This window comes from Pseudomonas sp. Pseusp16, assembly GCF_047324915.1.
GTDB classification, from domain to species: Bacteria; Pseudomonadota; Gammaproteobacteria; order Pseudomonadales; family Pseudomonadaceae; genus Aquipseudomonas; species Aquipseudomonas fluorescens_CD.
This window is the reverse complement of sequence record NZ_CP168522.1, coordinates 5959615-5984556: the sequence shown is the minus strand read 5'-3', so window position 1 is coordinate 5984556 and position 24942 is coordinate 5959615. Positions and strand designations below refer to the sequence as shown.

Annotated in this window: 17 protein-coding genes; 9 read left to right on the top strand and 8 right to left on the bottom strand. The window is 60.0% G+C overall.

Translation table 11 applies throughout. From position 1 onward, the window contains the following. Positions 1–4 precede the first annotated feature (4 nt). Both ACEN8Q_RS27160 and ACEN8Q_RS27155 read right to left on the bottom strand, forming a co-directional pair. Positions 5–346: a hypothetical protein gene (locus ACEN8Q_RS27160; RefSeq protein WP_008022519.1), complete on the bottom strand. Its 342-nt coding sequence runs from the start codon at positions 344–346 to the stop codon at positions 5–7. Between the two features lie 317 nt (positions 347–663). Further along, positions 664–3102, bottom strand: coding sequence for a Lon protease family protein (locus tag ACEN8Q_RS27155; protein ID WP_413426256.1), 2439 nt, complete (start codon positions 3100–3102; stop codon positions 664–666). Positions 3103–3378: 276 nt separating this feature from the next. On the opposite strand from ACEN8Q_RS27155, the gene ACEN8Q_RS27150 reads away from it, so the two are divergent. The 3 genes from ACEN8Q_RS27150 (at position 3379) to ACEN8Q_RS27140 (ending at position 6720) form a co-directional block, all read left to right on the top strand. Continuing rightward, positions 3379–3867, top strand: a complete 489-nt coding sequence (locus ACEN8Q_RS27150) for a DUF3015 domain-containing protein (RefSeq protein ID WP_413426258.1) — start codon at positions 3379–3381, stop codon at positions 3865–3867. A 232-nt stretch (positions 3868–4099) separates the two neighbouring features. Continuing rightward, the gene (locus tag ACEN8Q_RS27145; RefSeq protein WP_413426260.1) at positions 4100–5953 is read left to right on the top strand and encodes a DUF4105 domain-containing protein; all 1854 of its coding nucleotides are present in this window, start codon (positions 4100–4102) and stop codon (positions 5951–5953) included. Positions 5954–6225: 272 nt separating this feature from the next. Continuing rightward, complete coding sequence (locus tag ACEN8Q_RS27140; protein ID WP_413426262.1) at positions 6226–6720, top strand: GreA/GreB family elongation factor; 495 nt, start codon at positions 6226–6228, stop codon at positions 6718–6720. Here ACEN8Q_RS27140 and gdhA read toward each other — a convergent pair. After that, a complete protein-coding gene (gene gdhA / locus ACEN8Q_RS27135; RefSeq protein ID WP_413426264.1) occupies positions 6717–8054 on the bottom strand; it encodes an NADP-specific glutamate dehydrogenase in 1338 nt (445 codons plus the stop codon). The two genes, ACEN8Q_RS27140 and gdhA, sit on opposite strands and share 4 nt — an antisense overlap. A gap of 349 nt (positions 8055–8403) precedes the next feature. Next, on the bottom strand, positions 8404–10068 hold the full coding sequence (ettA, locus tag ACEN8Q_RS27130; protein WP_111288331.1) for an energy-dependent translational throttle protein EttA: 1665 nt from the start codon (positions 10066–10068) through the stop codon (positions 8404–8406). A gap of 429 nt (positions 10069–10497) precedes the next feature. Between ettA and ACEN8Q_RS27125 the strand changes: the two genes are divergently transcribed. The 5 genes from ACEN8Q_RS27125 (at position 10498) to ACEN8Q_RS27105 (ending at position 18948) form a co-directional block, all read left to right on the top strand. Continuing rightward, positions 10498–14346, top strand: a complete 3849-nt coding sequence (locus ACEN8Q_RS27125) for an EAL domain-containing protein (RefSeq protein ID WP_413703989.1) — start codon at positions 10498–10500, stop codon at positions 14344–14346. A 224-nt stretch (positions 14347–14570) separates the two neighbouring features. Beyond that, on the top strand, positions 14571–15824 hold the full coding sequence (glyA, locus tag ACEN8Q_RS27120; protein WP_008022534.1) for a serine hydroxymethyltransferase: 1254 nt from the start codon (positions 14571–14573) through the stop codon (positions 15822–15824). 350 nt (positions 15825–16174) lie between these two features. Next, positions 16175–17488, top strand: a complete 1314-nt coding sequence (locus ACEN8Q_RS27115) for a C4-dicarboxylate transporter DctA (RefSeq protein WP_322614913.1) — start codon at positions 16175–16177, stop codon at positions 17486–17488. A 49-nt stretch (positions 17489–17537) separates the two neighbouring features. Beyond that, the gene (locus ACEN8Q_RS27110; protein WP_057400500.1) at positions 17538–18242 is read left to right on the top strand and encodes a FadR/GntR family transcriptional regulator; all 705 of its coding nucleotides are present in this window, start codon (positions 17538–17540) and stop codon (positions 18240–18242) included. A gap of 25 nt (positions 18243–18267) precedes the next feature. After that, positions 18268–18948, top strand: a complete 681-nt coding sequence (locus tag ACEN8Q_RS27105; RefSeq protein WP_413426269.1) for a GntR family transcriptional regulator — start codon at positions 18268–18270, stop codon at positions 18946–18948. A gap of 122 nt (positions 18949–19070) precedes the next feature. On the opposite strand, the gene yjiA is transcribed toward ACEN8Q_RS27105, so the two are convergent. From yjiA to ACEN8Q_RS27090, 3 genes are all read right to left on the bottom strand, one after another. Further along, positions 19071–20042 (bottom strand): GTPase, encoded by a 972-nt coding sequence (yjiA, locus tag ACEN8Q_RS27100; RefSeq protein WP_413426271.1) that lies wholly within the window; start codon positions 20040–20042, stop codon positions 19071–19073. Positions 20043–20203: 161 nt separating this feature from the next. After that, entirely contained in the window at positions 20204–20401 is a 198-nt protein-coding gene (locus tag ACEN8Q_RS27095) for a YbdD/YjiX family protein (protein WP_007895266.1), read from the bottom strand. A 15-nt stretch (positions 20402–20416) separates the two neighbouring features. Further along, positions 20417–22483, bottom strand: a complete 2067-nt coding sequence (locus tag ACEN8Q_RS27090) for a carbon starvation CstA family protein (protein ID WP_413703988.1) — start codon at positions 22481–22483, stop codon at positions 20417–20419. Between the two features lie 160 nt (positions 22484–22643). Here ACEN8Q_RS27090 and ACEN8Q_RS27085 point away from each other — a divergent pair, with 160 nt between their 5' ends. Beyond that, positions 22644–23012: a PilZ domain-containing protein gene (locus tag ACEN8Q_RS27085; protein WP_413424654.1), complete on the top strand. Its 369-nt coding sequence runs from the start codon at positions 22644–22646 to the stop codon at positions 23010–23012. A 145-nt stretch (positions 23013–23157) separates the two neighbouring features. Here the strand turns inward: ACEN8Q_RS27085 and radA are convergent, their stop codons facing one another. After that, positions 23158–24525 (bottom strand): DNA repair protein RadA, encoded by a 1368-nt coding sequence (radA, locus tag ACEN8Q_RS27080; protein WP_057400505.1) that lies wholly within the window; start codon positions 24523–24525, stop codon positions 23158–23160. Positions 24526–24942 lie beyond the last annotated feature (417 nt).

Below are 24942 nucleotides of genomic sequence, written 5' to 3'. Positions count from 1 at the left end.
CGACTCAGTGCTCGGGGTGAAACTCGAAACCGCCCATGTTTCGGCAGCGACCACCATTGATTTCCCGCAGTTGGGCTTGCAGGTGCAGGCACCAGATTTGCGGATCGTCGGCCAACTCGTAGCCGTGCAGGGTCAGGCTTTCAACGATGGTGTCGAGGATTGATTCAGCGACGACCGGCCCGTGAAACGGGCCTTGGGCCTTGATGGCCGAAGGTTGTTCGCCGGCCATTCCAGCGGCGAACAGCAGAGTCCACATGCCCGTATCTCCCGCCAATGGACGGATGGCACATTCGATACGGGTCACAAGGCCCAGGCATTGACGGGTGAGGCAGAGGTTGCGCGACATGGCGGCGACCCTCGGTAGATCCGGTATTCAGCCCCCTCGGGAAGGCTGTTTCGATCCTGTGATTACTCTCGATATCCCTGAGCAGAGAATAGAAGAAAAGTCTGGCTTACAGGCCACGCGAGACCGAAAGGCGCCGAATGGTCATAGCGTGAATATTGACGTCATTTCGACGACGCTTTTCCAGTTATTCACACAAGCAAATGTGGGAGCGGGCTTGCTCGCGAAAGCGGTCAATCAGCCAACATAAATGTTGAATGTTCCGACGCTTTCGTCGGAACGCCGCCCGGAGCAAGCCCGCTCCCACATGGGTTACTGCATCAAGCCGGCTTGGTTTCCGCCAAAGCCTCTTGCGCCAACTCCTTCTCGGCTTCTTTCAGATCATCTTCACTGATCATTTCCGCGATAACCCGCAGTCGCTCCACGACCCGCGCGTTCACGCTGCCTTCAGGGAATTCGCCATTCTCGTCCGGTTCGCCGGCCGGCTCGCCAACCAGCAAACTCAAGGCTTCGTCGGCCTGACGGACCGCATAGACATGGAACTGCCCCGCACGCACCGCCGCCAGCACCTTCTCGTCGAGCATCAGCGTGGCGACGTTGGCGTGAGGAATGATTGCCCCCTGCTCACCGGTCAACCCACGGGCTTCACACAGACGGAAGAAGCCCTCGATCTTCTCGTTGACTCCACCGACCGCCTGCACTTCGCCGAACTGGTTGATCGAACCGGTGATGGCAAAACACTGCTTGAGCGGGGTTTTCGACAAGGCCGAGATCAGGGTGCAGGCCTCGCCCAGGGAAGCACTGTCGCCATCGACATAACCGTAGGATTGCTCCAGGGCGATGCTCGCGGAGATTGCCAGCGGAAACTCCTGGGCGTAACGGCTGCCCAGATAACCGGTAAGGATCATCACGCCTTTGGAGTGGATCGGCTGGCCGAGGTTGACCTCGCGCTCGATGTCGACGATGCCGCTGCCGCCCGGGTACACCGTGGCGGAAATCCGCGCCGGTATACCAAAGGCCGAGTCGCCGACTTCCAGCACGGTCAAGCCATTGCACTTGCCGACCGCCGCACCAGCGGTATCGATCAGGATGATCCCGGCCAGCATGTCGTCGAGAATCCGCGCCGAAACCCGCCCGGTCCGCGTGGCCTTGGCCTTGAGCGCACGCTCGATATGTCCCGCGTCGGTCCTTTCATCGCCGGCCAGATGGCGGATGAAGTCCGCCTCGCTGACCAGTTGGAACAAGTCACCGATACGCGCTGACAAGCGCCCCTGGTGCTCCGCCAGACGGGCACTGTAAGTCGCCAGACGTGCCACTGCATCGGCGGTCAGCGGTGCCATGCCTTCTTCGGAAGTACGGGTTTTGAGCAACTGGGCGAACTGCTCCAGGCTCTCGTCGACCATCGGGATATCTTCGTCGAAATCCACCAGGACGCGGAACATCTCCTGGAAGTCCGGATCAAGGTCTTGCAGCGTGTAATACAGCTGACGGGCACCGATGATGATTACTTTGACCTGCAACGGGATGTGTTGCGGAGTCAGGGTCACGGTGGCCAGGCGGCCCAGCTCACCCAGCGGTGATTCCATTTTCAGCTTGCGCGATTGCAGGGCGCGTTTCAGCGCGTCCCACACGAACGGCTCGCTGAGCATCTTGTCCGCTTCAAGGATCAGGAACCCACCGTTGGCCCGGTGCAAGGCTCCCGGCCGCAGCTGGCGGTAAGTGGTATACAGCGCACCCTGGTCGGTGCTGTATTCGATACGACCGAAGAGGTTTTCGTAGGTCGGGTGCGGCTCGAACACCACGGGCGCACCGCCGCTGGCCGAGTGACCGACCACCAGACTTGGCGCGTATTGTTCCTCCAGCAACTTGCGGGCGACAGCGTCAGTCTTGCTGTCGTCCACCAGTTGCTCGACCACGGTCTTGAGCAAGTACACCTGCATGGCTTGCAGATAACCGCAAACCGCCGCGTTCTCGGCGTATTTCTCCGACAATGGCGACAACAATGGCTGCAAGGCCAGGGTGATGGTTTCTTCGTTCAGATGACGCAACTGGTTGCTCGACTCACGCTTCCATTGCGGCAGGCTGGCGAGCTCCTCGTTCAGGCGCTCCTCCAGAGCCGAAATATCCTCGTGAAAGCGCTCACGCTCGGCTTCCGGCAACTGGGCGAACTCAGCTTCGTCCAACGCTTTGCCGTCGCCCATCGGGGTGAAGGCGATATTGCTCGCGTCGCGGTACAGCGCGACGTCCTTTTCCAGCGCCAGACGCTCGATGACGTCCAGGGCCTTGTCGTAGCGCTGGTTGAAGGCGCGGTCGATGCTGCTTTTCTTCTGCTGGTAGGACGGATGCTCGAAGACTGCCGGAAACGTCGCCAGCAGGTTGTCGATCAAGCCGTTGATGTCACCGATGAAGGCACCGGCGGTGCCCGACGGCAGTTCCAGTGCGCGCGGCTCGCGAGGCTCATCGAAATTGTTGACGTAGACCCAGTCCGCCGGGGTCTGCAGGCGCTTGCCTTCGGCCTTGAGGTAGCGTTTGACGAACGAGAACCGGCCAGTGCCGGGCTCGCCCATGACGAATACGTTGTAACCGGGGCGTGGCATGGCCACACCGAACTGCAAGGCTTCGACCGCACGTTCCTGGCCAAGCACACCGCGAAAGGGCTCCAGATCATTGGTGGTAGAGAAGCTGAACTGTTCAGCGGAAAACGGACGGGTCAGCGCTTCGGGCGCTAGACGCAAGCTGGCAGCAACAGGATCAGGCATCGGGCTTCCTTAACAATCAGGCGGGGCAGATGGCAGCATTCTGGCGCCGCCCATGCCCGACTGGCAAGGAGCACCGCTGGCCGGAGCAGCGTCAATCCGCCAACCCCAGGCGGGCCGGGCTTTCGCCACCGTTTCCCATGAATGTTCTGCAAAAAATAACGGAACCTCGTGATCGTGCCTAAACTCCAGACTGCGCGGCTGGACTAATGACCGGCCCACTGGCACCAGACGGGCCAGACCCATGTCCATTGGTAGGCACCTAAAGAGAACAAAGCTATGAAACGGATTCTTCTCGGTACTCTCTTCACCGCTGTATCCATCAACGCCATGGCTCAGGCGCCAGGCGGCCCGGATTGCGGTTGGGGCAACATGCTGTTCGAAGGCCAGCGTGGCACTCCGGCTCACTTCCTGGCATCCACCACCAACGGCACCTCCGGCAACGCAACCTTCGGCATGACCTCCGGCACCAACGGTTGCGCGACCAATGCGTCGCTGACCTATGGCGGCAAATCCTGGTTTGCCATGAATGGCATGATGAACGAGCTGTCCGAAGACATGGCCAAAGGTCAGGGCGAAGCGCTGACCACCTACGCCGTGGTACTGGGCGTGGCGCCGGAAGACCGTGCGCACTTCGCCGCCGTCACCCACGAGCACTTCCAGCAGATCTTCAACAAGGCTGACGTGACTGCCGAAGACGTGCATACCAATACCCTCGCCGTCCTGAAGAACGACCCTCGACTGGCCAAGTACGCCACCCAGGCATAAGCTCGACTCGCCCCGCTTCTCTCGGGAAGCGGGTTTTGTTTTTTGGACCTGCCCCACTCCGGGTAATGTTGCTGACTGTAGGAGCTGGCTTGCCAGCGATGGTCGTTAACGATTACGCGTGTTTACGGGATAAACACAGCGCCTTTGAAACCATCGCTGGCAAGCCAGCTCCTACAGGTAAAAGACATCCACCTCGTTGGGTCTTCATTTTTTCCTGTTTAAGTTGCCACCTATGCTCAAACGCCTTGCCTGGCTGGCGCTGTGTGTCTGCGCCCCGCTGTCCGCCGCGCCTCAAATCGACCCGCAACGTTTGCAGCAACTGGCCAACGACCCTTTCTGGATATCCCTGGGCCATTACGAAACCGCCAAGCTCGGCGGCTGGCGCAGCTATGTCAGCGACAGGAGATTCTTCCTCGCCGCTGACGGCAATGAACATCCCGACCATGAACTGGCGGCGACGGTACAGGCCTTGTACGCCCCGGCCAGTGCCGGTGAAACGCACGCTCAATGCGTCTACCCTGCCCGCACCCGCTGGCTGAAAGAACAGCTCGGCCTGACCGGCCTGCCGACGCCGGACTGCGCCGGGTTCAGGCAATGGTTCAAGGACGTCTCACCGGACAGTGCGGTGATGATCTTCCCGGCAGCCTACCTGAACAGCCCGTCCTCGATGTTTGGCCACACCCTGCTGCGCATCGACCAGGCCGAAGTGAAGAGCGACAAGACTTCGCTGCTCAGTTACGCGATCAACTTCGGCGCCTACATCGAGGGCTCGGACAACAGCATCCTCTATGCCTGGAAAGGCCTGATGGGCGGTTACCCCGGCTTGTTCGCGATGGTGCCCTACCAGGAAAAACTCTCGGAATACCGCAGCCTGGAAAACCGCGACCTGTGGGAATACCGGCTGAACCTGACCCGGCAGGAAACCGAGCGAATGGTCGAGCACGTCTGGGAGCTGAAGCAGATCAGGTTCGACTATTTCTTCTTCGACGAAAACTGCTCATACCGTTTACTGGAACTGCTGCAAGTAGCCCGCCCGAGCTTGCGCCTGACCGGGCAATTTCCACTCACGGCCATCCCGACCGACACCGTCAAAGCGGTGAAAAATGCCGGGCTGGTGGAATCCATCCAGTATCGTCCGTCCCGGGAGCGCGAGTTGCTCAGTCGCGCCGAGCCGCTCAACCCTGAAGAGCAGCAATGGGTGTTGAAAGTCAGCGCCGATCAGAAGCGATTGCAGGATCCGGCGTTCAAGGCACAACCCCGCGAGCGCCAGGCGCTGATCATCGATGCGGCCTATCGACTGGAGCGTTACCGCGCCAATGGCCAGGAACGCGACCCGGCGCGCGCCCAGCGCAGCTTCGAACTGCTGCGGGCAATCAACCAGAACCCGGCGCCGGAGCTGGACATCGCGCAACCCGGCCTGCCTGAAGACGGTCACGAGTCCCGTACCTGGCAGCTCGGCCTCGGCACCCGGGGTGACAGAGCCTTTGGCGAGTACGGCTTGCGCATGGCTTATCACGACCTCAATGACAACAGCGAAAGCTTTCCACTGGGCGCGCAGATCGAAATCCTGCAATTGAAACTGCGCCAGTACGAAGGCAATGACTGGCAAGTACAGCAACTGGACCTGGCGACCATTCGCTCCCTGACCCCGCGCAACCAATTGCTGCAACCACTGTCATGGCAAGTCACCGGTGGTCTGGAGCGGGTGCCGGGCAAGCACGATGACCAGACCCTGGTCAGCCACGTCAACGGCGGTGGCGGTGGGACCTGGCAACTGGGCGATGACCTGCTCGGATTTGCCCTGGGCACTGTGCGTATCGAACACAACAACGACTTCGCCGCCTTCATCGCGCCGGCCGCTGGCTTCAACAGTGGTGTGCTGTGGAAAAACCCGGTGGGCAACCTGAGCCTGGAAGCCAAGGGTGATTTCTTCACCAATGGCGAAGTGCGTCGTAGCCTGAGCCTGAATCAGCAATGGGAAATGTCCCGCAATCTCGGACTGCGCTTGAGTGCCCGGCGCGAGTTCAGCCATCTGGCGACGCCCGAGAACGAAGTGATGCTTGAGCTGAAGTGGTATCACTACTGACCTGATACACACCCACCGCCACTGTGGGAGGGAGGGAGCGAGCAAGCTCGCTCCTACAAGCGGTACGCGGTGTTGAGTGGATTTTTCACCGCCCTTGCACACCATCCTGGCGAGCCGGCTTCTAGACTTTCCTTATGGGCCGTTGGGGCATGGGAGTTCGAAATGTGGCGAGTGACAGGCCCGGGCCTATCACTCGCCGTAAGTCGCTTTCAGACATCCAGTGAAACCAGATGCCTGCGACCATGATCCAAACCCTATGCCGGGAGAATTCCATGAGCCGTGCCTTCGTCCATGAAGATAACGCCGCTGCGCAAACCGATCAGCCTGTCGAACGGCAGGTCAGCGCGCAGCCCAATTACGTCACGCCGCAAGGCCTCAGCCTGTTGCAGGCTAAAGTCGCCGAACTGCAAGCCCTGCACACTGAACAATCGGCAAAGGGCGACGAGGCCGACAAGCAGCGCCTGGTGGATCTCGAACGTGATTTGCGTTACTTCAAGCAGCGCCTGGGCAGCGCCCAGGTGGTACCCGCCGCGACTTCGACCGAGAAAGTGCAGTTCGGCAGTTGGGTGACCTATGCCGATGAACACAACACCGAACGCCGGGTACAACTGGTGGGCGAAGATCAGGCCGATGCCGCCCACGGCCTGATCAACTGGGGTTCACCGCTGGGCCGGGCGCTGTTCGGCGCACGACTCAACGATGAAGTGCTCTGGCAGCGCCCTGTTGGCGATCAAGTGATTGAAGTGATCCGCATCGAACCGTCTTAAACCACACCTTGGGCCAACATTGCATCGGCGACTTTGACGAAGCCTGCGATGTTCGCGCCTTTGACATAGTTGATACGTCCGTTCTCTTCACCGTAGTGCACACAGGCGTGATGGATCGACTGCATGATCGCGTGCAGCTTGCTGTCCACCTCACCGGAGGTCCACAGCAAACGCATGGCGTTCTGCGACATCTCCAGACCGCTCACCGCCACGCCACCGGCGTTGGATGCCTTGCCCGGGGCAAACAGAATGCCGGCCTCGACGAAGATATCCACAGCCTCCAGCGTGGTCGGCATGTTCGCGCCTTCGGCCACGCATACGCAGCCGTTACGCAGCAGAGTGTGCGCAGCTTCGGCATCGAGTTCGTTCTGCGTGGCGCATGGCAGCGCGATGTCGCACGGCAGCGTCCATGGGTGCTGGCCGGCGCGAAACTCCAGGCCGAACGCCGCCGCCAATTCGCTGATCCGCCCGCGTTTGACGTTTTTCAGATCCAGCAACGCCAGCCACTGATCTTCACTCAGGCCAGCTTCGCAATACAGCGTGCCTTCGGAGTCGGACAGGGAAATCACTTTGCCACCCAGGTCCATCACCTTGCGTGCTGCGTACTGGGCAACGTTGCCGGAACCGGAGATTGCCACGCGCTTGCCTTCAACGGTCTGATCACGGCGCTTGAGCATTTCTTCGGCGAAGTACACGCAACCGAAACCGGTGGCTTCAGGGCGAATCAGGCTGCCGCCGTAGCTTGGGCCTTTGCCTGTCAGCACACTGGTGAACTGGTTGCTCAGGCGCTTGTACTGGCCGAACAGGAAACCGATCTCCCGCGCACCGACGCCGATGTCCCCGGCCGGCACGTCAACGTCTGCACCGATGTGGCGGTACAGCTCGCTCATGAAGGCCTGGCAGAAGCGCATGACTTCGGCATCGCTTTTGCCCTTCGGATCGAAGTCCGAACCGCCCTTGCCGCCCCCCATGGGCAATGAAGTCAGGGAGTTCTTGAAGGTCTGTTCGAAGGCGAGGAATTTCAGCACGCCCATGTTCACCGACGGATGGAAACGCAGGCCGCCCTTGTACGGGCCGATCGCGCTGTTCATCTGGATGCGGAACCCGCGATTGACCTGGACCTTGCCCTGATCGTCGACCCACGACACGCGGAACACTACCGCCCGCTCCGGCTCGCAGATGCGTTCCAGAATGCCCGAGCTCAGGTAATGCGGGTTGGCCTCAAGAAACGGCCATAGACTGCGTAGTACTTCTTCCACGGCCTGGTGGAATTCAGGCTGGTCCGGATCGCGATTTTTCAGGCGGGCAAGGAAGGATTCGACGGATTCGATCATGGAAAAGTCTCGGCAAATTGATTGTCGTTGTAAGAGATTGAGCCGGACTGTAACAAACGACTTGCGCACAAGAACAGCGCAAAATGTCGCACTTATGAAATTAAATGGTGCACAGGATATAAATAACTCCGGTTTCTTGACCATTTTTGCACCTGAACAGGGATCAACAATTCAAGTCTTGCACCATTAGAAACACCGCCTTCGCGAGCAAGCCCGCTCCCACATTTGAAATGCGTTCTACTGTGGGAGCGGGCTTGCTCGCGAATGGCGCGACTCGGCGTCATTGAAAAAACACAGGCATAAAAAAACGGAGCCCGAAGGCTCCGCTCTTTATGCAACCAACCCGAAATCAGGCCAGTTTCTTGTGGCGTACACGATGCGGCTGGGCAGCCGCTTCGCCGAGGCGCTTTCTGCGGTCGGCTTCGTACTCGGTGTAGTTGCCTTCGAAGAACACCGCTTGCGAGTCGTCTTCGTACGCCAGGATGTGCGTCGCGACGCGGTCAAGGAACCACCGGTCGTGGGAGATCACAATGGCGGCGCCCGGGAAGTCCAGCAGGGCTTCTTCCAGAGAACGCAGGGTTTCAACGTCGAGGTCGTTGGACGGTTCGTCGAGCAGCAGGACGTTGCCGCCCTCTTTCAAGGTCAGGGCCAGGTGCAAGCGACCACGCTCACCACCGGACAGGTCCTTGACGAACTTCTGCTGATCGCCGCCCTTGAAGTTGAAGCGACCGACGTAGGTACGCGACGGGATCTCGTAGTTGCCGATGCGGATCTGGTCGGAACCGTCGGAGATCTGCTGGAACACGGTCTTGCTGCCGTCCAGGTCTTCGCGGCTCTGATCCACACACGCAAGCTGCACGGTTTCACCGACTTCGATGCTGCCCGAATCCGGAGTTTCCTTGCCCATCAGCATGCGGAACAGGGTCGACTTACCGGCACCGTTACCGCCGATCACGCCGACGATGGCGCCTTTAGGCATGGAGAACGACAGGTTGTCGATCAGCACGCGGTCGCCGTAGCCCTTGGTGACGTTCTTGAACTCGATGACCTTGTCGCCCAGGCGCGGACCGGCCGGGATATAAATCTCGTTGGTTTCGCTGCGTTTCTGGAATTCCTGCGATTGCATTTCTTCGAAGCGTTGCAGACGAGCCTTGGATTTGGACTGGCGGGCCTTGGCGCCTTTGCGCACCCACTCCAGTTCTTCCTTCATGGCTTTTTCGTGGGCCGACTGCTGCTTGGATTCGGCAGCCAGACGATCGGACTTGGCTTCCAGCCAACCCGAATAGTTGCCTTCGTACGGAATGCCCGCGCCGCGGTCGAGTTCCAGAATCCAGCCGGCAACGTTGTCCAGGAAGTAACGGTCGTGCGTGATCGCTACCACAGTGCCCGGGAAGTCGTGCAGGAAGTGCTCAAGCCACGCAACGGAGTCGGCGTCCAGGTGGTTGGTCGGTTCGTCGAGCAGCAGCATGTCCGGGGCGGACAGCAGCAGACGGCACAGGGCCACACGACGCTTTTCACCACCGGAAAGGTGTTCGACCCTGGCATCCCAGGCTGGCAGACGCAGCGCATCGGCGGCGACTTCCAGTTGACGCTCCAGGTTGTGGCCGTCGCTGGCTTGCAGGATGGCTTCGAGCTTGGCCTGCTCGGCCGCCAGCTTGTCGAAGTCGGCATCCGGGTCGGCGTAGGCCGCGTAGACCTCGTCCAGACGCGCCTGGGCGTCCTTGATCACGCTGACCGCTTCCTCGACCACTTCACGCACGGTCTTGGTCGGGTCCAGGATCGGTTCCTGCGGCAGGTAGCCGATGTTCAGCTCCGGCATTGGGCGGGCTTCGCCTTCGAATTCGGTATCGACGCCGGCCATGATTTTCAACAGCGTGGACTTACCCGAACCGTTGAGGCCGAGTACGCCGATCTTGGCGCCGGGGAAGAACGACAGAGAAATGTTTTTCAGGATTTCCCGCTTCGGCGGAACAACTTTGCCCAGCCGATGCATGGTGAATACGTATTGAGCCATGGAGAACCTAGGGTCAGTGACTGATGAATGATTGGAGCGCAGGCAATGCCCGGCCAGACCGTGCGCGTCGCTCGCTTGAAGGGATCAAAACGTGCGCGCTGAAAAAAGTCTGAATCTAGGAGCTGGTCCAGACGCTGTTAAAACGTAATGAGCGAAGGAAAGACAAGGCGAAAACAGGCGAGGACGCGGAGTTTACGAGTTGTAAATGAGCAGTCCGAGCCTGTTTTCAACGCAGTATTTCCGAGAGCAGTAGTTTTAGCAGTGTCTGGGCCCCCGCGTAACCGGCAAAGCTACCTGAATGACCAGTGGCAGTCCAGCCGACGGACAGGGGCTGGCACTTCGCCACAACTCAAGGCATGCTAGCCGCCCTTCGGGCGTCCGGCTTATAGTGCACGTCGCGTCGGTCCAGCCAAACCGCAGGATTACAGCTTGTCCAATGTCCCCCCGCCTCTGACTTCCAGTGCGCCGGCCACAACGCCCGGCTCCCCCCTGCTCGGGACTTTGAAGGGCACCTTGGCGACACTTGCACTATTGCTGCTGGCCCTGCTGTTCTGGCAGTTGCTCGACCAACTGCGGGAAACCCAGAAGAACCAGCGCCAGTACACCATCGACTACACCGCCGATCTGGCCGCGCAGGTCAGCCTGAACATGGCACTCAACGCGCAGATCGCCCTCAATCTGTTGCCGATCGTCGAACAACCGCAGGACGCCGATGAGCTGCAGGCCCTGCTGCGCAAGCTGCAACAGTCACTGCCTGATCTGCGCAGCCTGGCTTTGCTCAGCCCCTCCGGAAAAGTCATCAGTGACAGCGCTCTCGATAGCGATGACAGCGACTACCTGGGTGAACTGGTACGCCGCAGCCACGCCCAGGCGCACTACTTCAGCAATGCCACCGACGGTTCCGTGGTGCATCTATTGTTGCATCAGGCCAGCGGCAGCTCCCGAGGCTATTGGGCCTTGCGTCTGACTCCCACCTTCTTTTCGTCCTTGACCAAGCAAGGCGAGGCCGTGGACCGTCCGATGTGGCTGGTGGAAAACCGTGTCAATCATCAGATCGTCAGCCGTGACGAAGCGTTGCCCTCGGTCACCCCGGGGACGCTGACCGCCGACGACATCGCCAACAGCGTGCTGACGGTTCCGCTGAGCAGCAGCGATTGGCAATTGCGCGGCTTGTTCGACCGTCAGCGCGTGCTGGAGCAACTGCTACCGGCGTTCATCGGCAAATGCCTGCTGGGCCTGGCGTTTTCCATGCTGCCGTTTCTTGCCTTGCTGAACATGCGCCGACGTCAGCGCCAGTTGAATGAAGGCCGCCGGCGTTATCAGGACATATTCGAAGGCACCGGCGTGGCTTTGTGCGTGCTCGACATGTCAGGGCTCAAGGTCTTTTTCGACAAGGCACAGCTGCAGGGCAGCGAGCAACTGCAAGCATGGCTGGCGATCCCGGAGCAACGCCGTCAATTGCTGAACGAACTGCGGATCACCGAGGTCAACCAGGTCGCGCTGCAACTGCTTAATGTCGATAGCACCGACAACGCCTGGAAACTGCTGGTCGACGGCAATCCGCAGGACGGCACCGCCATCGGCAACCAGGTGCTCGACGCGATGCTCAATCGGCAGCAACAGCTGGAGCTGGAAATCAAGCTCCAGGACGCCAGCGGTCGCGACCAGCACCTGTGGCTGGTGCTGCGCCTGCCGCAAACCCCGGACGACTATGACGCGGTGATCCTGAGCATCACCGACATCACCAGCCGCAAGCTCATCGAATTGTCATTGCAGGAGCGTGAAGGGTTCTGGTCGGATGTGGTGCGCACGGTGCCGGATCACCTGTATGTGCAGGACGTGATCAGCCAGCGCATGATCTTCAGCAACCACCACCTGGGCCAGACCCTGGGTTACAACCGCACTGAACTGCAGCAGATGGGCGAATACTTCTGGGAAATCCTCCTGCATCCCGAAGACGCCGACTATTACCATCGCTCCCGCCAGGTCCAGCGCCAGACCGGTTATCGCCAGTTGATGCAGTGCCAGTTGCGCTTCCGCCATCGGGACGGCCAGTGGCGACGCTTCGAGATTCGCGAACAGGCACTGGCGCGGGACAAGGAGGATCAGGTCACGCGGATCATCGGCGTGGCCAAGGACATTACCGACCAGATCGAAGCAAGCGAATCGCTGCGCGACAGCGAGCAGCGCTACCGGATGCTCGCCGAAAGCATCAGCGACGTGATTTTCTCCACCGACAACCGCCTTAACCTCAATTACGTCAGCCCTTCGGTGCAAGCCGTGCTGGGCTACAACGCCGAGTGGATTTTCCAGAATGGCTGGCAATCGACCATTGCCAACCCGCAACAACTGACCGGCATCTACCACCTGATGGACCGGGTCAGCAAAGCGCTGGATCAGCCGGACCAACTGGCGCTGTTGCGCTGCCAGGTGCAAACCCAACTGTTCCTGTTCGATTGCCTGCGGGCCGACGGGCGCAAGATCCCGATCGAGCTGCGCCTGGTATTGGTCTGGGACGAACACGGCACGTTCGAAGGCGTGCTCGGCGTCGGTCGCGACATCAGCCAGCAACGTCGGGCCGAAAAAGACTTGCGCATGGCCGCCACGGTATTCGAACACTCGACCTCGGCGATCCTGATCACCGACCCGGCCGGCTACATCGTCCAGGCCAACGAAGCCTTCAGCCGTGTCAGCGGTTATGCCGTGGAGCAGGTCCTCGACCAGTTGCCGAACATGCTGACCGTCGACGAGCAGCAGGATACCCATCTGCGTTACGTGCTCAAGCAATTGGGCCAGCACAGCACCTGGGAAGGCGAAGTCTGGCTCAAGCGCCGCAACGGCGAGCACTACCCGGCCTGGGTCGGGATCACCGCGGTACTCGACGACGAAGGCGACCTGGCCAGTTATGTGTGTTTCTTCAGTGACATCAGCGAGCGCAAGGCCAGCGAGCAGCGGATTCACCGCCTCGCCTACTACGATGCCCTGACCCACCTGCCCAACCGCACGCTGTTCCAGGATCGCCTGCACACGGCACTGCAATCGGCCGAACGGCAGAAGTCGTGGGTGGTGCTGATGTTCCTCGATCTCGACCGCTTCAAGCCGATCAACGACTCCCTGGGCCACGCCGCCGGCGACCGCATGCTCAAGGAAATGGCCGCGCGCCTGCTCGGTTGCGTCGACGATGACGACACCGTGGCGCGCATGGGCGGGGACGAATTCACCTTGCTCCTGCAACCGCGGGCCAACCGTGAAATCGCCCTGAACCGGGCCATTCATGTGGCCGAACAGATTCTCGCCAGCCTGGTGAAACCGTTTGTGCTTGAAGGCCGCGAGTTCTTCGTCACGGCCAGTATCGGCATCGCCCTGAGCCCGCAGGACGGCAACGAACTCAGCCAATTGATGAAGAATGCCGACACCGCGATGTACCACGCCAAGGAGCGTGGCAAGAACAACTTCCAGTTCTATCAGGCGGACATGAACGCCAGTGCGCTGGAACGCCTGGAGCTGGAAAGCGACTTGCGCCATGCCCTGGAACAGAACGAATTCGTACTGTATTACCAACCGCAGTTCAGCGGCGACGGCAAGCGCCTGACCGGTGCCGAGGCACTGTTGCGCTGGCGCCATCCACGCCGCGGGCTGGTGCCGCCGGGGGATTTCATTCCAGTGCTCGAAGAGCTCGGGCTGGTGGTGGATGTCGGCGACTGGGTGATCAGCGAAGCCTGCCGCCAGCTCAAGGCCTGGCATCAGGCCAGGGTACGGGTGCCGAAGGTGTCGGTGAACATCTCGGCGCGGCAGTTCTCCGACGGCCAGCTCGGCACGCGAATCGCCACCATCCTCAAGGAAACCGGCCTGCCGCCGGCGTGCCTGGAACTGGAACTCACCGAAAGTATCCTGATGCGCGAAGTCTGCGAGGCGATGCAGATACTCGATGGCCTGAAAAACCTCGGATTGAGCATTGCGGTCGACGATTTCGGTACCGGTTACTCATCGCTCAACTACCTCAAGCAGTTCCCGATCGACGTACTGAAGATCGACCGCACTTTCGTCGACGGCCTGCCGTCGGGTGAACAGGATGCGCAGATCGCCCGGGCGATCATTGCCATGGCCCACAGCCTGAACCTGGCGGTGATCGCCGAAGGCGTGGAAACCCACGAGCAGCTTGATTTCCTGAGGGAGCACGGTTGCGACGAGGTGCAGGGTTACCTGTTCGGCCGTCCGATGCCGGCAGGCCGGTTCGAAGGGCAGTTCAGTAATGATGCGCTGTTCATGTTTGACTGAGGTTTTGCAGCGCAGCAGATGACGCCTTCACGAGCAAGCCCGCTCCCACATTTTGGAATGCATTCCCCTGTGGGAGCGGGCTTGCTCGCGAAGAGACCGGCACGATCACCGCTAATCCCCGCATGAACACCACTTGTCTGCGACATGATGCCGTTTCATATGCCATCTAAAACCCATTGGGTTAGAATGCCCCCCTTTTCCGCCCCCGATCCTTGAGGACCGCCATGTTCAGCCGTGATTTGACTATTGCCAAGTACGACGCCGATCTCTTTGCCGCCATGGAGCAAGAAGCTCAGCGCCAGGAAGAGCACATTGAGCTGATCGCTTCGGAAAACTACACCAGCCCTGCGGTGATGGAAGCTCAAGGCTCGGTCTTGACCAACAAGTACGCCGAAGGCTACCCGGGCAAGCGCTACTACGGTGGTTGCGAGTACGTAGACGTCGTCGAGCAGCTGGCTATCGATCGCGCCAAAGAGTTGTTCGGTGCCGACTACGCCAACGTTCAGCCACACGCTGGCTCGCAAGCCAACAGCGCCGTTTACCTGGCCCTGCTGTCGGCTGGCGACACCATCCTGGGCATGAGCCTGGCCCACGGCGGTCACCTGACCCACGGCGCCAGCGTTTCGTCCTCCGGCAAGCTGTACAACGCCATCCAGTACGGCATCGACGCCAACGGCCTGATCGACTACGACGAAGTCGAGCGCCTGGCCGTTGAGCACAAGCCGAAAATGATCGTGGCTGGCTTCTCTGCCTACTCGCAGATCCTCGACTTCCCGCGCTTCCGTGCAATCGCTGACAAGGTTGGCGCTTACCTGTTCGTCGACATGGCTCACGTAGCCGGTCTGGTCGCCGCTGGCGTCTACCCGAACCCGGTTCCATTCGCCGACGTCGTGACCACCACCACCCACAAGACCCTGCGCGGTCCACGTGGCGGCCTGATCCTGGCTCGCGCCAACGCCGACATCGAGAAGAAGCTGAACTCCGCGGTATTCCCGGGCGCCCAGGGCGGCCCGCTGGAGCACGTGATCGCGGCCAAGGCGATCTGCTTCAAGGAAGCGCTGCAGCCTGAGTTCAAGGCTTACCAGCAACAAGTGGTGAAGAACGCCCAGGCCATGGCCAGCGTGTTCATCGAGCGCGGCTTCGACGTAGTGTCGGGCGGTACTGAGAACCACCTGTTCCTGCTGTCGCTGATCAAGCAGGAAATCTCCGGTAAAGACGCCGATGCCGCTCTGGGCAAAGCGTTCATCACCGTGAACAAGAACTCCGTGCCAAACGACCCACGCTCCCCGTTCGTCACCTCCGGTCTGCGCTTCGGCACCCCGGCTGTGACCACTCGCGGCTTCAAGGAAGCAGAGTGCAAGGAACTGGCCGGCTGGATCTGCGACATCCTGGCTGACCTGAACAACGAAGCGGTGATCGATGCCGTTCGTGAGAAGGTCAAGGCTATCTGCAAGAAGCTGCCGGTATACGGCGCTTAATCAGCCCCGCTAAACCGCAGTCATGAGAAACCGGCCAGAGATGGCCGGTTTTTTTTCGCCCGTGAAATGCTTCTGCAGGAGCGAGCTTGCTCGCGATGATTTCAATGATGATGCGTTGATCCAGCAAGCACTCGTTATCGTTGACGACCTTCGCGAGCAAGCTCGCTCCTACAGGATCAGCACAACTGGTAAGACCGGTCATGCCAATTTTCTAATTTTTACTTGCGAAAATCTAAAAATAGCGCCTAGACTGCGCCTGCACTGGACATACCGGTAAGACCACAATAATTAAGTCCTGAAGTCGATGCGCCTTGCGCACGGCAGCCAGGACACCGACCAGGATTCCTCCCATGCTCAGATGGTGCTCGCGTTCAATCTTCCTCCAAGTGGTTCTCGGACTGGTGCTCGGCATCGTCTGCGGACTGACCCTTCCCGAATACTCCGCTCAGCTCAAGCCGCTCGGTGACGGTTTTATCAAGCTGATCAAAATGCTCATCGGCCTGATCGTGTTCTGCGTGGTGGTCAGCGGCATCAGCGGTGCCGGCGACCTGAAAAAGGTCGGGCGCATCGGCCTAAAATCGGTGATCTACTTTGAAGTGCTGACCACCATCGCCCTGGTGATCGGCCTGGTGTTCGCCTTCAGCACCGGTATTGGCAGTGGCGCGAACATTCACCTGGAACAGCTTTCCGCTGCCGACATGGGCGACATTGCCCAGCGCGGCCAGCACATGCACACCACCACACAGTTCCTGATGGACCTGATTCCGACGTCGGTGATCGGTGCCTTTGCCGATAACAATATCCTGCAGGTCCTGCTGTTTTCAGTGTTGTTCGGCAGTGCACTGAATCTGGTGGGCGAGGCGGCATCGGGTATTTCGCGGCTGATCAATGAACTCAGCCACGTGATCTTCCGCATCATGGGCATGATCGTGCGACTGGCACCGATCGGTGTATTCGGCGCGATCGCCTTCACCACCAGCAAATATGGCCTGGACTCGCTGCAACACCTGGGCAGCCTGGTCGGCTTGTTCTACCTGACCTGTGTGGCCTTCGTTGCCCTGATTCTCGGCCTGGTGATGCGTCTCTCTGGCTTGAAGATGTGGCCATTGCTCAAATACCTTCGCGAGGAACTGCTCATCGTCATGGGCACCGCTTCGTCCGATGCCGTTCTGCCACAAATCATGCGCAAGCTCGAGCATCTGGGCATCGGCAGTTCGACAGTCGGCCTGGTGATTCCAACGGGTTACTCGTTCAACCTCGACGGTTTCTCGATCTACCTGACCCTGGCCATCGTGTTCATCGCCAACGCCACCGGCACGCCGCTGGCCATGACCGACCTGCTGACGATTCTGTTGGTATCGTTGATCACCTCCAAGGGTGCCCACGGTATTCCGGGCTCGGCGCTGGTGATTCTGGCGGCCACCCTGACCGCCATTCCGGCAATTCCGGTGGTGGGTCTGGTGCTGGTGCTGGCCGTGGACTGGTTCATGGGCATCGGCCGGGCACTGACCAACCTGATCGGCAACTGCGTAGCGACCGTCGCCATCGCACGGTGGGAAAAGGACATCGATGTACAACGGGCGAACAAGGTGCTTTCCGGCCAGGCGGGTTATACCTTCCAGCCACGAAAACCGGTTGCTCAAGCGGCAGCCAAAGAATTCTGAATGACCGCCGTGCCTGCCGACCCGCAGGCACGGCTCACGGAGCGAACAAGTGATTACCTCATCAACCGTCGTCAACTCAGTGGTAGAAAAACTTCGGGCCGCTTTGGCCAGGGGGCAGTGGCGCTCCGGCGACATGCTGCCGGGCCAGCGTGAACTGGCCGAACAACTGGGCATCAGCCGCCCGAGCCTGCGCGAAGCGGTGATCGTGCTGGAAACCCTCGGCCTCGTGCGTTCAATGCCGGGCAAAGGCGTTGTGGTGCTCGACGCGCAGCTCAGCGACAACGCCAGCCATGACAGCGCCGTGGCCGGCGCCAGCCTCGAAGATGTGCTGCAACTGCGCTACACCCTCGAACCGTTCATCGTCGGCCTCGTGGCGCAGTCCATCAGCAGCAAGGAAGTCGGGCAACTGCGCCTGACCCTGATGGACATGCGCGAAGCCCTGGAGGCTGGCGATAGTGAAGCCGGAGTCAGCGCCTACATCGCCTTCCACGAGGAATTGTTCACCTTGACCTCGAACCCGATCTTCCAGAGCGTGGTCCAGCAAACCAGCAATGCCCTCAAGCAAAGCGCCGAAGTGTTACGCAACTCCCCGGAGCATCTGGCTGAACGCCTTGAAGAAAACGAGGCCGTGGTGCGCGCGATCCGCAGCAAGAACAGCGCCCAGGCCAGTGCCGAGATGCGTCGGCACATTTTGCGCGAAGGCCAGCGCATGGGCATCGAACTGAACATTCCGGAAGACAACCTCGGCAGTTGAAACCTCTTCGAACTGGAGATTGGCCATGACCGGCTTCGCCTCGCCACAAACACTCGTTACCCTGCCCATCCGCCCTTCGGTGGATGATCTGTATTCGCGGATCCTCGATGCCATTTTCGACCAGCGCATCCATTCGGCCAGCCGCTTTACGGAAGAAAGTCTGACGCAGATGTTCGGTGCTCGACGCAGCGATGTGCGCGATGTACTGACGCGACTGTCCCATCAGCAAATCATCCTCCTTCGAGTCAACCATCGTCCCCGCGTCGCCGAACTTGATGCCGAGCAGACCCGGCAGACACTGCATGCCCGGCGGCTCGCCGAGATCATGCTGGTGCGGCTGGCGTGTCAGCAACCCTGCGCGCAAGACCTGAAGCAACTGCGGACGCTAGTCGATAACGAGCGTGAATGCGCTGAGCGCGGCCGGGCAATTCGTTTGTCGGGAGAGTTCCATTTGCAGTTGGCCGAAATGGCTGGAAATGCACCGCTGGCGCATTTTCTTGGCAGCCTGGTGCCGCTGACCTCATTGGCGATTGCACAGTGTGAGGAGCAGACGCACAGTTGTTGCGCGTGGCAGGAGCATTTGGCGATTGCTGATGCTGTTGAACGTGGAAATGCTGCGACAGCGGTCATGCTGATAAACCGGCATCTGGATCATCTGGAGCAGACACTGCTCAGTACACCCCGTGAACATTGTGTTGCTGGCTAGATCGCATCGCGGGCAAGCCCGCTCCCACAGTGTTCGAGGGTAAGCACAGACTTTGTGTTCAACCAGAAACCTGTGGGAGCCGGGCTTGCCCGCGATGGCGCCCTCACAGACGCCATAAAACTTCAGACCGCCGCCACCCGCGCAAACCCCTCTCGAATCTTTTCTTCCGGCAAATCATCAGCAATGAACACGATCACGCTTTCGCGGGTTTCATCGTCGGCCCATTCGGTATCCCAGTCGAATCCATAAAGCTTCAAGACACCCTGGAACACCATGCGCCGCGGTTCGCCGAGGATGTTCAACACACCTTTGTAGCGCAGCAACTGCTTGCCATGCTCCTCCAGCAGCTCGTTCATGAACTCGCTGAGTCTGTCGATATCCAGCGGCTTTTCAGTGCGCAGCACCAGGCTGGAAATGCGGTCGATGGACGGTGCCTGGCTGACCGGTCGCAAACTCACCCCGCCACCGAGGTCGGCGTTGAGATTGAAACCGCGCACGTCGAGCAATTCGGCCAGGTCGATCTTGCCATGGTCGACCACGCGGATCGGGGCGCGACGGTTGATGCGGGTCAGGCGTTCGCTCAACGCGGTGAAGGTCAGCTCGTCCACCAGATCGCGCTTGCTCACCAGCAAGCGGTCGGCGAAACCGATCTGCGCCTGGGCGATGGTCTGGGTCAGGTGCAAGTCGGCATGCGCCGCATCGACCAGCGTGATGATGCCGTCGAGGATATAGCGCTCGCGCAATTCTTCGTCGATGAAAAAGGTTTGCGCCACGGGCGCCGGGTCGGCCAGGCCGGTGCACTCGATCACCAGACGGTCGAAGGCGATGTCGCCCTGGTCCAGACGCTCGAGCAACAGATAAAGCGCTTTGGTCAGGTCTGTATGGATGGTGCAGCAGACGCAGCCGTTGGAGAGCGTCATCACTTGCACCGGTTCATCGCCCAACAACTGGGTGTCGATACCGGCGTCGCTGAATTCGTTCTCGATCACGGCAATCTTCAGGCCGTGCTCGGCCTTGAGCAGGTGACGCAACAGGGTGGTCTTGCCAGCGCCGAGGAAGCCGCTGAGGATCGTGACCGGGATGGGAGAGGACAAGCTGGATCTCCTTTTTCACACAATGAAAAAACAACACAAAACAAATGTGGGAGCGGGCTTGCTCGCGAAGGGGCCGTCAGCTTCAACAGTTATGTTGACTGATACACCGCTTTCGCGAGCAAGCCCGCTCCCACAGGGTCGCTGTTAATCGAACAACCGGATCAACAGCACTTCGGCCCCCCCTTGCCACCGTAACGGGCTTCCTGACGCTCGCGAAAGAACATCTCATAGCTCATCACCGGTTTGTCCGGGTGCTTGGTCTGCATATGCTCGACGTAGTTGTCGTAGTCGGGCATGCCGACCATCAGGCGCGCGGCCTGACCGAGGTATTTACCGAGGCGACTCAGGTCATTGAACATGGTGCAAATCCTCGATCACGCTTCCGGCTGCGCCTGGAATGGCGATTCTTTATCCGTACGCTCCTTGCTGCCCCAGGCGGAAATACCGACCTTGAGCGCATAGAACAGGATGCTGAACACCACGAACAGGAACAGCGCGGTCAGCGTTGCGTTGGTGTAGGCGTTGAAGATCACGTGCTGCATCTGCGTGATGTCCTTGGCCGGGGCGAGGATCTGACCATTGGCCAGGGCATCGCTGTATTTTTTCGCCAGGGCGAGGAAGCCGATCGCCGGGTTGGCATCGAACAGCTTGATGAAGCCGGCGGTGGTGGTGCAGATCAGCAGCCATGCCGCCGGCAGCAAGGTCACCCAGATGTAGCGTTGGCGTTTCATCTTGATCAGCACCACGGTGCCGAGCATCAGCGCGATACCGGCCAGCATCTGGTTGGAGATACCGAACAGCGGCCACAAGGTGTTGATACCGCCCAGCGGGTCGATCACCCCTTGGTACAGCAACCAGCCCCACATGGCCACGCAACCGGCGGTGGCGATCAGGTTGGCGGTCCAGGATTCGGTGCGGCGCAGGGCCGGCACGAACGAACCGAGCAAGTCCTGAAGCATAAAGCGCCCGGCACGGGTACCGGCGTCGACCGCGGTCAGGATGAACAGCGCTTCGAACAGGATCGCGAAGTGGTACCAGAACGCCATGGTGTTTTCACCCGGCAGAACACTGTGCAGGATCTGTGCGATCCCCACCGCCAGGGTCGGCGCACCACCGGCACGGGCCAGGATGGTGGTTTCACCGATGTCATGGGCCACCGCCTGCAACGCTTCCGGCGTGATGGCAAAGCCCCAGTTGCTGACCGCTGTCGCTACCGCCACCACATCACCGCCAACCACGGCAGCCGGGCTGTTCATGGCGAAGTACACGCCTGGCTCGATCACCGACGCGGCGACCATGGCCATGATCGCCACGAACGATTCCATCAGCATGCCGCCGTAACCGATATAACGGGCATGCCCTTCACTGGCGAGCAGCTTCGGCGTGGTGCCGGAGGCGATCAGCGCATGGAAACCCGAGACCGCGCCACAGGCGATGGTGATGAACAGGAACGGGAACAGACCGCCCTTCCATACCGGGCCGGTGCCGTCGATGAACTGGGTCAGCGCCGGCATTTTCAGCTCGGGCATGGTCACCAGGATGCCGATGGCCAGGGCCACGATGGTGCCGATTTTCAGGAAGGTCGACAGGTAGTCACGCGGCGCCAGGATCAGCCATACCGGCAACACCGCCGCGACAAAACCGTAGCCGATCAGCATCCAGGTGATTTGTACGCCAGTGAAGCTGAACGCCTTGGCCCACACCGGATCCGCGGCAATCTGCCCACCGAGCCAGATCGAACCGAGCAGCAGCACCACGCCGATCACCGAGATTTCGCCGATGCGACCGGGGCGGATGTAGCGCATGTAGACGCCCATGAACATCGCGATTGGAATGGTCGCCATCACCGTAAACATGCCCCACGGGCTATCGGCCAGGGCCTTGACGACGATCAGCGCCAGCACCGCGAGGATGATGATCATGATCAGGAAGCAGCCAAACAGCGCGATGGTACCGGGGATGCGGCCCATTTCTTCACGGACCATGTCGCCCAGGGAGCGACCGTTGCGGCGGGTGGACATGAACAGGACCATGAAGTCCTGGACGGCACCGGCCAGCACCACGCCGGCGATCAGCCACAGCGTGCCGGGCAGGTAGCCCATCTGCGCCGCCAGCACCGGACCGACCAGTGGACCAGCACCGGCGATGGCCGCGAAGTGGTGACCGAAGAGTACGTGTTTGTTGGTCGGTACGTAGTCCAGACCGTCATTGTTGAGCACAGCCGGCGTGGCCCGGTTGGGGTCGAGCTGCATCACTTTATTGGCGATGAACAGGCTGTAATAGCGATAGGCGACCAGATAGATGGCCACGGCAGCGACCACAATCCACAAGGCGTTGATGGCCTCGCCTCGGCGCAGTGCCACGACACCCAAGGCACACGCACCTACGATTGCCAGCACCAGCCAAGGCAGATGGCGTAGCGGGCTATTATTATTTTTCATTTTATTATTCCAGCCAGAGTGGACAAGAAAGACAGCCACCCCGAGTTTAGCGCTCCTGACGGCAAAGGCCATACCCCGACATTGGTCTGGACACCTGCACGCGCTGGCAGCCTTTGATCAGGCGGGTCTATAGTCAGCGTACATTTCCGAGGATCGCGCCATGAGCGAGCACCCTGCCGAACGTCGCCGCTTCAAACGTATTGCGTTCGATGCACGAACCGAGCTGAGTCAGGGTGAGTCCACCTGGTCGGTGAAGTTGGTTGATCTGTCGCTCAAGGGGTTATTGATCGAGCGTCCCGATCCTTGGTTGGGCAACCCGCAGCAGGATTTTCTGGTCGACATACATCTGAGCGAAGAGGCCGACATCACCATGGATGTGCAACTGGCCCATGACGACCATGGCCAACTTGGCTTTGTTTGCCGGCACATCAGCCTGGAATCCATCGGGCGCCTGCGGCGGTTGATCGAGCTAAATCTGGGCGACCAGCAGGAGCTTGAGCGCGAACTGGGTGCCCTGATCGAAGTCTGACCGCCCGGCAACCATCCAGTGTGGGAGCGGGCTTACTCGCGAAGAGGCCGTTACATTCAGCATCTCCGTTGACTGACACACCGCTTTCGTCGGAACGCCGCCCGGACCAAGCCCGCTCCCACAGGGTTTGTGTTTCCCCTGCAGATTATTCGAACAACGCATCCAAGGCCTGCTCCAGGCGAGTAACGGCAATGATCTGCAACCCTGCCGGAGCCTCCTTCGGCGCATTACCCTTGGGCACGATGGCCCGCTTGAAGCCGTGCTTGGCAGCTTCTTTCAATCGCTCCTGACCGCTAGGCACCGGACGCACTTCACCGGACAGCCCGACTTCACCGAACACCAGCAGATCGTGGGGCAACGGCCGGTTGCGCAAACTGGACATCACCGCCGCCATCAAGGCCAGGTCGGACGCCGTTTCCAGCACCTTGACCCCACCGACCACGTTGAGGAACACGTCCTGATCGTGGGTCGGAATGCCACCGTGACGGTGCAGCACCGCCAGCAACATCGCCAGCCGGTTCTGATCCAGCCCCAGCGTGACCCGACGCGGGTTGGCCAGGTGACTGTCGTCCACCAGCGCCTGAACCTCCACCAGCATCGGCCGCGTGCCTTCCCACGTTGCCATCACCACACTGCCCGGGACTTCTTCCTGGGCGCGGGTCAGAAAAATCGCCGACGGATTGGAGACTTCTTTCAGGCCTTTGTCGGTCATGCCGAACACGCCCAATTCATTGACGGCACCGAAGCGGTTCTTCACCGCCCTCAGCAGACGCAGGCGCCCATCGGACTCACCCTCGAAATACAGCACGGTGTCGACCATGTGTTCCAGCACCCGAGGGCCCGCCAGCGCGCCTTCCTTGGTGACGTGGCCCACCAGGAAGATCGCCGTACCGCTCTGTTTGGCATAACGCACCAGTAACGCCGCGCTTTCACGTACCTGGGATACACCACCCGGGGCCGATTGCAGTTGCTCGGTAAAGATCGTCTGGATCGAGTCGATCACCATCACCCTGGGCTTTTCCTGACGGGCCGTGGCAATGATGGCTTCGATGCAGGTTTCGGTCATGACCCGCAGTTGATCCTGAGGCAACCCCAGGCGCCGTGCACGCATGGCCACTTGCTGCTGGGACTCTTCACCGGTGACGTACAACGCCGGCATGCTCTTGGCGAGGTTGCACAGGGTTTGCAACAGAATGGTCGACTTGCCGATGCCCGGGTCGCCACCGATCAGCACCACCGAGCCATCCACCAGACCACCACCCAAAACCCGGTCGAGTTCGCTGGAAGCGGTGGAGAAACGCGGAATTTCTTCGACACTGACTTCGGCCAGGGTCTTGATCTGCGCCTGCTGGCCGGCCCAGCCGGTACGACCGCTGGGGGCAGCTGCCCCGCCGCTTTCCACCATGGTTTCGGTGAGCGTGTTCCAGGCCCCGCACTCACCGCACTGGCCGGCCCATTTGGGGAAGGTTGAGCCGCACTCGGTGCAGCCATACATGCGCTTGGCCTTGGCCATCGGAACCCCCGGAAAAAAACGCGATGATAGCTCAGCCAAGGCGCGCGAGTACGGTCAGGTACTTTGCAACCCGTTTAATATTTTCAAAATATTTCAACAGGCTCAGGCATACCGATATACGCCCCCCCTACAAAAACTTGTATAAGTTTTTCCACGCACGCCCGACAAACACTAGAGACACGCCTTACTGAACGACTTGAAAACCTATACAAACTTTATTCAGTTACACATTTAGTGCAAAATCAATTAAACAAAACACAGCTATCCGCTCCGAGCAATACATAACTTTCTAGCCCTCCAGAACTAACGAAACAGTTAATACAACTACAAACGCACTAGTTCTAAATACAGCCTCCTGACCACCAGCTGCGCGTTCAACTTAAACGGCCCGACTCAGGGATGGTCTCTCAACTCTGG